Annotated in this window: 12 protein-coding genes and 1 pseudogene; all 13 read right to left on the minus strand. The window is 71.0% G+C overall.

Going from position 1 to position 12,204, the window contains the following annotated elements; translation table 11 throughout:
• The coding region (locus tag VF794_RS20915; RefSeq protein WP_331113092.1) for a sigma-70 family RNA polymerase sigma factor at positions 1 to 922 on the minus strand (922 nt) is incomplete at its 3' end.
• Entirely contained in the window at positions 919 to 4,020 is a 3,102-nt protein-coding gene (locus VF794_RS20920; protein ID WP_331113094.1) for a tetratricopeptide repeat protein, read from the minus strand. The genes VF794_RS20915 and VF794_RS20920, both read right to left, overlap by 4 nt.
• 16 nt (positions 4,021 to 4,036) lie before the next feature.
• The gene (gene nagA, locus VF794_RS20925) at positions 4,037 to 5,227 is read right to left on the minus strand and encodes an N-acetylglucosamine-6-phosphate deacetylase (RefSeq protein ID WP_331113096.1); all 1,191 of its coding nucleotides are present in this window, start codon (positions 5,225 to 5,227) and stop codon (positions 4,037 to 4,039) included.
• Positions 5,227 to 6,267, minus strand: a complete 1,041-nt coding sequence (locus VF794_RS20930) for an SIS domain-containing protein (RefSeq protein WP_331113098.1) — start codon at positions 6,265 to 6,267, stop codon at positions 5,227 to 5,229. Before VF794_RS20930 ends, nagA begins: the two co-directional genes overlap by 1 nt.
• An 83-nt stretch (positions 6,268 to 6,350) precedes the next feature.
• Complete coding sequence (locus tag VF794_RS20935; RefSeq protein WP_331113100.1) at positions 6,351 to 6,629, minus strand: gas vesicle protein; 279 nt, start codon at positions 6,627 to 6,629, stop codon at positions 6,351 to 6,353.
• 9 nt (positions 6,630 to 6,638) lie between these two features.
• Positions 6,639 to 6,959 (minus strand): gas vesicle protein K, encoded by a 321-nt coding sequence (locus VF794_RS20940; RefSeq protein WP_331113102.1) that lies wholly within the window; start codon positions 6,957 to 6,959, stop codon positions 6,639 to 6,641.
• Positions 6,956 to 7,207, minus strand: coding sequence for a gas vesicle protein (locus VF794_RS20945; RefSeq protein ID WP_331113104.1), 252 nt, complete (start codon positions 7,205 to 7,207; stop codon positions 6,956 to 6,958). The genes VF794_RS20940 and VF794_RS20945 overlap by 4 nt, the downstream gene beginning before the upstream one ends.
• A complete protein-coding gene (locus VF794_RS20950) occupies positions 7,200 to 7,472 on the minus strand; it encodes a gas vesicle protein GvpG (RefSeq protein ID WP_331113106.1) in 273 nt (90 codons plus the stop codon). The genes VF794_RS20945 and VF794_RS20950 overlap by 8 nt, the downstream gene beginning before the upstream one ends.
• 2 nt (positions 7,473 to 7,474) lie before the next feature.
• Positions 7,475 to 8,242: a GvpL/GvpF family gas vesicle protein gene (locus tag VF794_RS20955; protein ID WP_331113108.1), complete on the minus strand. Its 768-nt coding sequence runs from the start codon at positions 8,240 to 8,242 to the stop codon at positions 7,475 to 7,477.
• A gap of 124 nt (positions 8,243 to 8,366) precedes the next feature.
• Positions 8,367 to 8,585 (minus strand): annotated as a pseudogene (gene gvpJ, locus VF794_RS41635) (gas vesicle protein GvpJ); the annotation flags it as partial.
• A 132-nt stretch (positions 8,586 to 8,717) separates the two neighbouring features.
• On the minus strand, positions 8,718 to 9,452 hold the full coding sequence (locus VF794_RS20965) for a GvpL/GvpF family gas vesicle protein (RefSeq protein WP_331113112.1): 735 nt from the start codon (positions 9,450 to 9,452) through the stop codon (positions 8,718 to 8,720).
• Positions 9,424 to 10,257, minus strand: a complete 834-nt coding sequence (locus VF794_RS20970) for a GvpL/GvpF family gas vesicle protein (protein WP_331113113.1) — start codon at positions 10,255 to 10,257, stop codon at positions 9,424 to 9,426. The genes VF794_RS20965 and VF794_RS20970 overlap by 29 nt, the downstream gene beginning before the upstream one ends.
• Before the next feature lie 43 nt (positions 10,258 to 10,300).
• The gene (locus VF794_RS20975; RefSeq protein ID WP_331113115.1) at positions 10,301 to 12,109 is read right to left on the minus strand and encodes a M4 family metallopeptidase; all 1,809 of its coding nucleotides are present in this window, start codon (positions 12,107 to 12,109) and stop codon (positions 10,301 to 10,303) included.
• Positions 12,110 to 12,204: the final 95 nt, after the last annotated feature.

Consider the following 12,204-nt stretch of genomic DNA (forward strand, 5'->3'; position numbering starts at 1 on the left):
ACCTCCCGCCGGGAGGGGTACCCGAGCGCTCCATGAGCTGCTGGAGGCCGAGGTCCAACCGGCTGTCCACCAGGCCCAGCAGGCTCTCCAGCTCGTGACCGTCCAGCCGCAACCGGCGGGAGAGTTCCGCGCGGGTGAGCGTCAGCATCCGCTCGCGGGCCTGGGCCACCCGACGCGCCACGCCGGAGCGGGACTCGCCATACATGGCCGCGAGCCGATCCATGGTGAGGCCGTGCAGGTGGTGCAGGCGCAGCAGGGCGCGCTCCGACTCGGAGAGCGCGGCCAGCGCGGCCCGGAGCGCGGTGGCGAGCGCTTGGCGTGAGTCCTCCCGAAGCAGGGCGCCCTCCGGGTCATCCCGGTCCAGCATCCGCGCGAGCGCCTCCGGAGGCTCGTCGAAGAGCTCCTGGCGCCCCTCCTCGCGGACCAGCTCGCCGGCGATGCGCACGGCGATGATCCGCACCCAGCCCGACAGCGGGCCCCGCCCCGAGTAGTCGGCGATCCTCGGAGGGGCACCGCCCTGTCCCAACAGCAGCCGCTGGCGCAACACCTGGAGCACCTCGTCCACGGTGGAGGCGGAGAGCTGCCCGAGGCGGGAGGGCACCCGTTGGAGGACGTGCCGCTCGAAGGCGCTCAAGGCCAGGGGCTCGCCCGTGGCACAGGCACACGCGAGGTACAGGTCGGCCCCGTGGAGCTGGCGCAGCGCGTCCTCCAGCGAGCCCTCCGCGCGCAGGTGCCGGGCGAGGTGTCGCAGCAGGGCCTCCGGCGCGAGGGGGACGCCGGGCCAGGCCACCCGGCCGGCCTCGAGGTGCTCACGCAGGAGCGTCTCCACCGCCGCCAGGTCGTGCGCCGGCTCACGCCGCTCCGCCGGAACATGTGCCAGCAGCAACGCCGTGAGGGAAATATCCTCCCCCTCTCCGCTCATGGACCCACCTCGCGGTGCCGGCTCAGCCAGGACAAGACCTGCCGGAGCTCCGGCTGGCCACGCGGTTTCTGGGTGACCAGCAGGCCCCGGGCCTCCTCCGCCAGCGAGACGGCGCGCGCCCGCTCCGGAGCCTCCCGCCGCTCCCAGAGGGCACGGGCCAGCAGGAAGGAGGTCCGCGCCCCGTCCAGGGGATCCAACGGCGACTGTTGGTGGATGTCCCGCGCGCGCTCCAGCGTGGGCACGGCCCGCTCCGGGGCACCGAGCGCCAGGTGCACCTCCGCCACGCAGGCCAGCCCCAGCGCGACATCCGGGCTCTTCGCCCCCTGCGCCTTCTCGTCCAGTTCCAGGGCGCGCTGGCACCGCGCGAGCGCCACCCGCGGGGCCCCCGAGGCCAGCTCGAGCCGGGCCAGGGCGCGCAGCGTGGAGCTGGCCAGCGCGGAGTCGGGGCCATGCTCCTTCTCCACCAGGTGCAGCGCGCGCAGCAGGAAGCGCCGGGCCTCCTCGTGGCGACCGCGCAGGAGGTGGAGGATGCCAATGTTCTCCAGCGCCGAGGCCGCGCGCGGCGTGTCCGGGCCCAGCGCGCGCTGGAGGCGCTCCAGGGCCTGCTGGTTGTAGGCCATCGCCCGCTCCAGCTCCTGGGCGTCGTGGGCCACCATCGCGAGGCCACAGAGGGCGACGGTGGTGTTGGGGTGATCCGGCCCCTTGCTGCGCTCGAAGATGGTGAGGGCCCGCTGGAAGTTGACGCGGGCCTCCTCCAGCCGTCCCCGGCGCCGCAGGAGGGCGGCGAGGTTGTTGAGGGGCGCGGCGAGGCTCGGGTGGTCCGGGGAGCGGGCTGCTTCCAGGATGGCCAGGGAGCGCTGGTAGTGGGCGAGCGCCTCCTCGGGCCGGCCCAACAAGAGCAGCTCGTTGGCCATGTTGCTGAGGTTGAGGGCGAGCCCGGGGTGCTGGGGGCCCCAGTGGCGCTCGCGCAACTCCTGGGCCTCGCGGTAGAGCGCCAGCGCCTCCCTGGCGCGCAGCTGGCGCGAGCGCACCCGGCCCAGTCCAGAGAGGAAATAGGAGGCGCGCCGGGGCTCGGAGCCGAACACCCGTCGCGACAGCTCCAGGCCCTGGGAGTACTCCGCGTCCGCCTCCTCCAGCTTGCCCTGCACCAGCCGCATTCCCCCCAGCCGCAGGTGGAGATCCACCGCCAGGTGCGGGTAGCGCTCCCGCCCCAACCGCCCCACGGCGGCGCGGGCATGCTCGACGAGCCGTTCCGCCTCGCTCATCCGGGCCAGCTGGTCCCCCACCACCCAGATGAGGAGGCTCCACACGCGCGCGACCGTCTCGTCATCGCGCCCGGCCTCGGCGGCCCACAGGGCGCGGTAGAGGATGCCCTCGGCGTCCTTGAGCTTGCCGGACAGGGCATGGAGCTGACCGTGGAGGGTGAGGACTTCCGCCTCCAGCGGGCGGTAGTCGAGCGCGGCCACCTCCTGGATCAGGGCCGACGTCAGCTCGATGCCCTGGCCGTAGCGGGCCGCGTCCATGAGGGCCCGGGCCTCGGCCAGCCGGCGCCGCGCCGCGTCCACCTGGGGGCGCAGGGGGTCCGGCGGTTGGGGCCGGGTGACGAGCGCCGGGCTCTGCTGGCACCCGGAGAGCCCCTCGAGCGAGGTCATCATCTGCTGCGCGTTCTGCACCGTCTCCGCGTCGGCCTTCTCCAGCACCTCGGTGACGGCGGCGAGCTGCCACAACCGCGCATCGAGGCAGGCGGCCATCTGAAGACCGGTGCTGGGGGAGTCCCCGGACGAGGCCAGACAGGCCTCGGTGCGCAACGCACGCCACTGCGCGGCATGAGCATCCAGCGAGGCGGAGACCTTCTCCCAGGCGGACGCGGCGTAGGGCTTGCCGGTGGCGAGGAAGGCCGCGCGCATCCGCTCCCGTTGCTCGGGGCCCCAGGCCACGCCCAGCTTGTCCGCCTCCCGCGCGCAGCGCACCTCGCGCCGGTGCGCCCCCACATAGCCCAGGGCCACGCCCAGCAGACAGGCCGCCGCGGCGAAGGCCAGCACCCAGGCACGCGCGCGAGGGCGAGGCGTGAGCGCCGCCATCAGGGCCTCCATGGAGGGGAAGCGCTCCTCGGGCCGGGCACGCAGCCCACGCAGCACCGCGCGCCGCACCCATGCGGGCTCCTTCGCCTCTCGCCTGGACGGATGCACCCTCCCCTCCCGCGCCGCGAGGGCGAGCGCCTCGCGGGTGGTGCCCTGGAAGGGGCGCTCGCCGTGGAGGGCCTCGTACAGTGCCACGCAGAAACTGAATTGATCCGAGAGGGCGCTCGCGCCGCCGGACTCGAGCTGCTCCGGGGCCATGTAGGCCGGCGTCCCCAGCACCGCGCCCGTGCGGGTGAGCGAGCCGGCGAGCACGCCCTCCGCTTCCGAGGGCTCGGGTCGCGACACCAGCTCGGCCAGGGGCACGTCCGGGTGGCCCGAGGTGCTGGCGAGCCCGAAGTCCGTCACCCGCACCTGGCCGTGGTGGCCCACCAGCACGTTGGCTGGCTTGAAGTCGCGGTGCACCAGCCCCGCCGCGTGCGCCGCCGCCAGTCCCCTCCCCGCCTCCAGGAAGACGTGCAGCACCTCCCGCCAGGGGCGCGGCTGGCGCAGCCACTCCGCCAGCGTGGCGCCCTCCACCAGATCCATCGCGAGGAAGATTCCGTCCCCACACGTGCCCACGTCGTGAACGGTGACGACGTTGGGATGGGAGAGCCGGGCCAGCGCCTGCGCCTCGCGCAGCAACCGCCGCCGCAGCTCCTCCACGTGGCGTCCCTCCGGGCGCAGCAGCTTGAGGGCCACCCGACGATCCAGCTCGGGATCCCTCGCCGCGTACACCACGCCCATGGCGCCCTGGCCGATGCGCTCCAGCACCACGTAGCGGGACACGGTGGCGCCCGGAGCCAGCGAGGTGCCCCCTCCGGAGTCGGCCGGCGCGCCCGGGCTGGAGCTGGCACCCGCCGCCACCGCCTCCTGACAAGCCGCACACCCCTCCACGTGCGCGAGCACCCGCGCTCGCTCCGCCTCCGTCAGCAACCCCGCGAGGAAGTCGCTCAGTGTTGTCTCGCTCGGGCACTCCATCCGGAGATCCAGGTTATCAGAGTTCTCCTATTTTGGACCGCGTGCCGTACCACTGGGCCTGGCCGCCCACCCAGGTGGCGAGGACGGTGAGATCCGGCCGGAGCAGCGTGAGGTCGGCGCGATAGCCCGGCGCCAGTCGGCCCAGGTGGTCGTCCAGGCCGAGGTAGCTCGCGGGGTAGAGCGACGCCATGCGCAGGCTCTCCTCCAAGGACATGCCGAGGAGGCGGATGCAGTTGCGCACCGCCGTCACCATGTCGATGTCGGCACCGGCCAGCGTTCCGTTCTCCGTCACCAGCCGGCCCTCCTGGCGCAGGATGGTGTGGCCATAGAGCGAGAACGAGGTGGCCTCGGTGCCCACGGGAGGCATGGCGTCGGTGACCAGGAACACCTTGCCGGGCCGCTTGAGGCTCAAGAGCAGGCGCAGCATCGCCGGATGGACGTGGACACCATCGACGATGACGCCGCACCACGCCTCCCCGGCATCGAGGGCGGCCACCGCCGGGCCCGGCTGGCGGCTGTGCAGGGGCGGCATGGCGTTGAAGAGGTGGGTGAAGCCGCGCACGCCGGCCGCCAGGGCCTCCTTCATCCGCTCGTACGTCGCCGCCGTGTGACCGGCCGAGAGCACCACGCCCGCCGAGGCGAGCCGTCCGATGGCGGCATCGTCGACCTGCTCCGGCGCCAACGTCATCATCAGGCGGCCCCTCGTGCCGGACAGGCGCTCCGGCAGGGCCGTCAGGTACTCGAGGTCCCCGGCATCGGGCGCACGGATGAAGCGCGGCTCATGCACTCCCGGCCGTTCTCCGCTGATGAAGGGGCCTTCCAGGTGGAGGCCCAGGACGCCGCTCGCGGGCCTCGCGCTCGCCTCGATGGCGGCCTCGCACGCGCGGCGCATCCGGTCCGGGTCGTCGGTGATGAAGGTGGGCAGCAGCCCCGTCGTGCCGGAGCGCCGCAGGGCCGCCGCGATGGCGAGCGCCGCCTCGACCGTGGGCGTCTCGTTGAACAGCACGCCGCCGGCCCCATTCACCTGGGCGTCGAGGAAGCCCGGCACCAGCAGCGTGCCCTCGGGCAACCGGGACACCTCGGCCTCGGCGGGCGCGGCCGAGGCGGGCACCACGGCGGTGATGCGCTCGCCCTCGACCACCACCGCGTGGTCGTCGAGCATGTGCTCGCCCGTGAAGAGCCGTGCTCCGCTCAAGACGCGTCTCATCACACGGTCTCCGTCACCTTGCGCAGGTGCGCGGGCGCGTCGGGATCGAGCCCACGCGCCGCCGCCAAGCGATGCACCGCCATGTAGAAGCTCTGCACCTGGCACAGGGGCGCGATGGCGCTCGGCACGCCAGGCACCACCGGCAGCGGCTCGGCCCCGGGCACCGCGAGCACCGAGCGGACCTCCGCGCCCAGCTCCACCATGCGGCCGACCACGCTCCGCGTGCCCTCGGCCGAGCTGTCCTCCTGCCCCAGGGCCAGCACGGGGAAGCCGGGACCGACGAGGGCGAGCGGTCCATGACTCACCTCCGCGGTGCTGAAGGCCTCGGCATGCAGCCGACAGGTCTCCTTGAACTTCAGCGCCAGCTCCAGGGCCGCGCCGAGGCCCACCCCACGCCCGAGCACGAACAGATTGCGCGCCTCGGTGAGCCGAGCGAGCGCCGGCCACCAATCCAACCCGCGCGCCGCCTCCAGGGCCTCGGGCAGCCGCGAGGCCGCGTCTCGCAGTGTCCCCTCCCCCGACCAGTGCGCCGCCAGTTGCAGGAAGGCGAGGCCCGAGAGGAGGTAGGACTTCGTGGCGGCGACGCTCAGCTCGGGGCCGGCGCACAGCGGAATGGCGACGTCGCACAACGTGGACAGCGGAGCGCCCTCGCTGTTGATGAAGCCCACGACCAGGGCACCACCGGCACGGGCCGCCTCCGTCATCCGCAGCAGATCGGGGCTGCGGCCGGACTGCGACACGGCGATGAAGAGGGAGTCGCGCAGGTCGAGGTGCGTGGTGTTGTAGACCGACGCCACGCTCGGCCCCATCGAGGCCACGGCGCGCCCCAGCGTGGTCTCGAGCAGATACTTGCCATAGCTGGCGGCATGGTCGGAGCTGCCGCGTGCGCAGGTGACGACGAAGCGCGGAGGCCGCTGGCGCAAACGCTCACCCAGCTCGGCGAAGGCGACCTCGCACTGCTTCAACTGCTGGCGGGCGGCGTCCGCGGACTGGGCGGCCTCGCGCGCCATGGCGGGAACGGGAAGAGAGCCGAGACTCATCGGCCCACTCTAATGCCCGAGAGGCCCGGGGTTGGCCCCCAGGGAGGAGGGACGGTGACTGGAAGACACCGCCCCGGTGGAGTTCAGGGCGGAGGGGTTTGCTCCAGACTGGCGGGAGCTGGCGGCAACTCTCGCCGCGCGAGCGAGGACAGGTGCGGATCATTCCTCCAGAAATCCATTCCCATCTCGACGGCCTTGTCCACCGAGCACACCACCAGACGCACCTGGATGGTGAGCAACTCCACGTCCAGCAGTTTGATCTTGATGTCGCCCGCGACCACCAGCCCCTTGTCGAGGACCCGGTCCAGCACGTCCGCGAGCGTCGCGTTCCGAGGGCTCTGGACGATACGTTGTGACGTCATGCCGCCTCCTCAAAGCAGTTTGCCGAGCGGGCCCAGGTCGAGGTTCAAATCTTCCTCGGTGAGGCCAAATTCCATGCGGAGCCGCTCGATCTCCTCCGCCTGACGCATCAACGCCGACCCCAGACGCTCCACCTCGTCATCACTCAGGGAACCGCCCTCCATGCGGCGGATCGCCTGTTTCTCCAGCAGCTCATGCAGCAGCTTCACCAACGTGAGCACCAACTGCCCGAGCCCGTTCTTCAGCTTGCCCTCATCGAGCGAGAGCCTCCGTGCGGGTGGCGTGAGCTGTCCTTGCAGCGCGGCCTCGAGCTGACTTCCCGTGCCATTCATTTCGCGCCCCTCCCCGGCTCGGTTCGCGGGTGCGGGGGCGCGGGCACGACGAGCCCCACGCGCCGCGCCGTCTCCGTCGAGCACAACACCAACTGAAGGCCGAGGTAGACGAGGTCCACATCCGCCACCGACAACACGATGTCTCCGCGCAGCGCCACGCCCTTGTGGAGCACCCGGTCGAGCGCCTCACAGAGGGAGAGGGACTCCGACGCCCCCTCCTGCTCCAGCTTCGCGTCACCTTCACTCATGGCCCTCGGCCCCCTCCTCCTCGAAGGAGTCCGCTTCCTCGGGCGCGGTGAGGACGTCGAGCCGATCCAACAGCTCCGCCTCTTGCGCCTCGAACTCCTGCTCCTCGAGCTGCCCGGCTTCGAGCCGCACATACAGCTCCCGCAGCCGCGCCTTGATTTCCTCCTCTTCCTTCTCCAAATCCTGACTCGCGGCCTCGTCGAGCTTCCTGGCGATCCAGAACAGGCCATGGACCGGCGAGAGCAGGAGGTCGTCAATGAGCAACATCGTCACTCCTGCGCGGACAGCGTCGTGGGTTTCAGCTCCGTGAAGCTGTGCGGGGCCCATGGACCATTGAGCTCGAAGGTGAAATGGTCATCGAAGCCCGCGGCGGCGAGTTCCACCTGCTTCTCGAAGGCACCCAGCCCCTCGCGAGGCACGAGACACGAGAGGTTCATCACCTCGCGCTCCCCTCGCGGCGGGTTCCATTTCAGCTCGGCGCCGCACTCCCGGAGCGCAGCCGCCACCCGCTCGGAGTGGGCCTCCCGATCGGCCTCGCGGATGCTCTCGAACAGCTTTCCCACCCCGATCAGCTCCTCCCGGCCAACATCGGAGCGGCCCCGCAGTCGCTCGCGGGCGGCGCCAAGCTCCGAGTGCGTGGCGACGAAGTACTCGAAGAGCTCCGGGGCGCTCCAGCTCACCCGCAGGCCCATCTCCACCTTGCCGGCGACGTGCTCGAGCTGCTCCCGGAACAGCGCCCCCTTCTCGAGCAACCGCTCGCGCACGGCCACCTCGCTCCGGGCGACGAGGCCGAACGCCGCCGGCAGCACTGTGCCCTGCTCCATCAGACGTCGCAGCACGGTCTGATGCGCGAGGAGGTGTTTGCGTTCAGGCCGGAGGCGCGTACGGCTCACACGGCTCACCGCCGCGGTGATGTCTCCCGCGCTGACGCAGTAGACCTCACCGCCCTCGACGCCGATTGAACCCAGCTCACCGACACCCTGTGTGCTGGCGAGCACGGCATACAAATACATGCCCCCTGCCTGAACGCTCATCATCTCCGCAACTCCCTTCGCGTTGTCAGGATTCGTCCAGCTACACGCCCATGGCCGCGGTCGCCGGCACCGCAGCGGCCACGCTCGTCGCCGCCGGGAGGGCCGCGCTCGTCGCGGCGTTCTTGAGCGCCCTCGCGGTGCTGCCGCCTTCCGTCAGGCCGATCGCCGACGCGTACTTCAGGTACGTGTCGACCGAGGCGATGACCACACGCGCCTCCACCGACAGGATTTGAATGCCCACCAGCGAGACCGTCGCCCACGCATCAATGACGATGCCCTTGTCGAGGATGATGCTGATCACTTCCGCCAGGCTGGAGGAATCGGTCGATTTCTGGATGTTCGCCATTGCTGTCTCCTGGGTGTCCCGTTGAGCGATGCCGGCTGGTCTCCCCAAGGCGCCGCGCGCTGCAATCCCTGTTGAGTTCAGCTTGGCGTCAGGATTAACAGGGCGGTCCGACATGTCTTTCACTCAACACCTTCAATCCACGAAATTGAAGGGAGGCCACGGCCCGCTCAGCATGAGTTCCGTGTGACCGATGTCAGGAATTGACGACAAGGCGGCACGAAAGGCAGACATCTGGTCGCGGGGCACCAGGAAATACAGTGAGCAGAGCGCGGGCTCAGCCGAGCATGGAGAGGTGAGTTCCGAGCGGTGCTCCCTGCACAGCGGCGCCACCTTCGACAGCAGGGCCTGCTCCAGCGCCGCGCAATGGTCGCGCAGTCGAGTCTCCGCGGAATAGCGGCGCTGCCGCGCCTTGAGGTAGTCCACGCCCGAGCGGAGTGCCGGCTTCGCGCTCTCCTCCGGCGTGACGGGAGGAGGAAGGGAGATCAGCGCCCGCGCTCCCATCTCCACGCAACCGGAGACCCGCGTGAGCGCGCGCAGATAGGCGGCCCGCTGCTCGTCGAGGTGCGCGCGCACGGCCTCCTCGTCGGAGAGCACGCTGCCGAAGCGCATCGGCACCACATCGGCGACGGCGTGCCGTGAATGGATGACACGCTCGTACTCGAGCAACTCCTCCCGGGTCGGGGTGGCCACCCATGCGGGCTCCGCGACAGACGAGACCACGGCCGCGAGCTCGCCGTGGGTGATGCATCGGAGCCCCCGGCCTTGGACCCCACGTCCGTTGTCCGGCAGGGGCGGGGACGCGTCCCCGATGCAATAGAGCAACAGCCTCTCTTCCCGCTCAGCCATGGGTCGGCTCCTCGGCCCCATCTCCGGGCGCCTCCGCGAGGCGTGGTGCGAAGTTGTAGGCTGGCCAGGGCCCGGAGGCCGACAGGCGCAGCCCACGCGCCGACAGTTGCTCGGCCAGCGGCTCGAGGCGTCTGGCGAGCTCCGCCTCCGCGCCGTGCGGGAGGAGGAGCGCCCAGTGGAAGGCGCCTTCCCGGGGTGGCCGCAGGGAGCGCCGCGCGAGCACCAGGCCCTCGAGCGCCTCCGGGAGCGTCGCCTGGACCTCCTGGATCCACGCGCGCGCCGCTTGGGCCGCGTCCTTTCGCAGCTTCTGCTCCATCAGATAGCGAGCCCCCGCCGACGCGGGCAGCTTCGCCACGCGCGGATCGGCGGCGAGCATCGCCTCTTCGCAGGCCCTCACATCCAGCGAGCCCTGGAGCGACCACTCCTCCTCGTTCGCCGCCTTGTCGATGAAGGCCGCGATGCGTGCTCGCTCGCGCTGGAGCAGCTCCTCCAGCCGTCGCGCCGAGGAGAACAGGCAACCGAAGCGCAGCGGCAGCACCGGCGAGGCGCGCATCATCCGCTCGATGACCTCTTCGTGACGCAGGGCACGCGGCCCGAGCCAGGCGAGATCCTTCAAATGGGCCTCGCCCTCGGGGCCCGTCCATTCGTGAAGCGGCACCTCGCAGCAGATGGCCGCGACCTCCTCGTACACCCGCGCGCCGAGCGGTGTGTCCTCGGAGAGGCCGAGGCCGGTCACCGCCCCGGCCACGCCCGCGCGCGTGAAACAGAAGACGTAGAAGCCCACTCCGTCGTGCCCCTCGGAGGGGGCGGCAGCTCTCGCGTTCATGGCGCACGCGAGAGTCGCACGCCCTCCTGACACGCCCTCCCGCTCAGCTCACGCCCACCGCGCTCCAGCTCTCCTTCACCTTCCTGGCCTCCACCGAGTCGGCGCCGTACAGGTCCGTGGCGGCCTTCACCGTGGCCTCGCGGGCCTGGGCGAAGGTGGTGTTGGGCGTCATGTAGTGGGCCAGGGCACGGTAGAAGACCTTCAGGCCCTTCTCCATGCCGATGCCGTCCTCCACCTTCTGGCCCGAGGTGCGGTTGGTGCCGCCGTTGACGAGCAGATAGAAGGCGTTGTTGGCGATGCCGCTGGAGCCGTGCACCTCCGTCTGCTTCGGGTAGTCCTTGTAGTTGTCGACGGAGTAGCCGTCCTTCGTCGGGTCATCCATGTAGCGCAGGGCGTCCCCCTTGCCGTTGGCCGGCGTCCAGGCGTCCTCGCCCACCTTCCAGTCGAACTCGACGGCGGCGTTCTTCTTGGCGGCGTACCACTCCACGCCCGCGCCGAGGATGTCGCTCATGGCCTCGTTGAGGCCGCCGGACTCGCCCCGGTAGAGCAGGCCCGCGGTGCGCTCGGTGAGTCCGTGGGTGATCTCATGGCCGGCGATGTCCAGCGTGGTGAGCGGGCCGGCGTTCTTCCCGTCGCCATCGCCGTAGTTCATCTGCTTGCCGTCCCAGTACGCGTTCACGAAGTTGGTGCCGATGTGCACGTTGGAGACGAGCTTCTCGCCCTTGCCGTCCAGCGAGTCGCGGCCGAGCACGTCCTTGTAGAAGTCGTACGTCATCTGGGCGCCGTAGTGCGCGTCCACGGCGGCCCGGTTGCGCGAGGGGTCCGACGCCTCGCCCCACACGTCGTTCTTGTCGGAGATCTTCACCGGCCGGTTGGCCTCCTCCTTGTTCTGCGCGTCGTACGTCACCACGCCCTTGCCGCGGGAGGCGTCCTCCAGGCTGTAGGTGCCATCCGTGTTCTTCTTCGTGGAGAGCTGCACCTTGCCGCTGTAGAGCGAGGTGTCATCCGCCTTGCCCGGGGTGGGAGTCGTGGGCGTGGTCGGCTGGGAGGGCACGGGCGCCGGGGTGGAGCCCCCCGTGGCGCCGGGCCTGGCCTGGGGCAGCTCGATACCGCCCATCTGGTTGAACTTCTCGAGCAGCTCGCCGTTGTTGGCATCGACGAGGTAGTTCATCCGCCGGGGGCGCTCGTCGCCCTGGAGCCCCGAGGTGTGGGAGAGCTCCACGTGGAAGGCCGAGTGGTAGCTGCCATCCTTGGCTTGGAAGACGACGCGCTCCGCGGTGGGTGGGCGATCCGTTTTCCCGGCGAAGTCCTTCTGGGCGATGGCCAGGGCCTCGTTGGCCGACAGCTTCACTGGCGCCGAGCCCAGCCCGGCGGGGATGGAGGCAACTCCGCCCGTGACGCCCGTCACCTTGCCGTCGCGGTCGAGGTGGCCGATGACCTGCTCGCCAAAGACCTTCGCGCCCTCGTGCGTACGGTCCAGGCGCACGTGCGTCATTCCCAGCTCATCCCGCTCGACGGAGCGGGGCGTGACGTTCTTGGAGGCAGCCGCGCCGGGCACCACACCGCGCGAGACGGCACCGGAGCGCTGCTGAAGGAAGTCGAGCGTCTTCTGGACGGCGGCCTGGGCCTGCGGGCTGCTCAAGGCCAGGGAGCCGGGGCGGGCGGGAGCCGCCGGGACCTTGAGCGCCACCGGGGAGGCGGTGGTGCCCGCGGCGGGCGCGAAGCTCGAGCGCGACTCGAAGCTGGAGGCGGCACGGGCCTTCGAGGCGGGCACCTGGGGCTGCGCGGAGGCGGAGGCGAAGGACGACGTGGAGGACAGGGACGGCTTCTGGAAGCGGTTGGAGATCTGCATGGCGTGGGGCTTTCGGGTCGGAGTCGCTCACCCTTCGTGGGTGACGTGCGCAGACAAGAGCAGGATGTGTGCCACGCACCGCGTCATCCCGCCCC

Source organism: Archangium sp., from assembly GCF_036389735.1.
Lineage (GTDB): Bacteria > Myxococcota > Myxococcia > Myxococcales > Myxococcaceae > Archangium.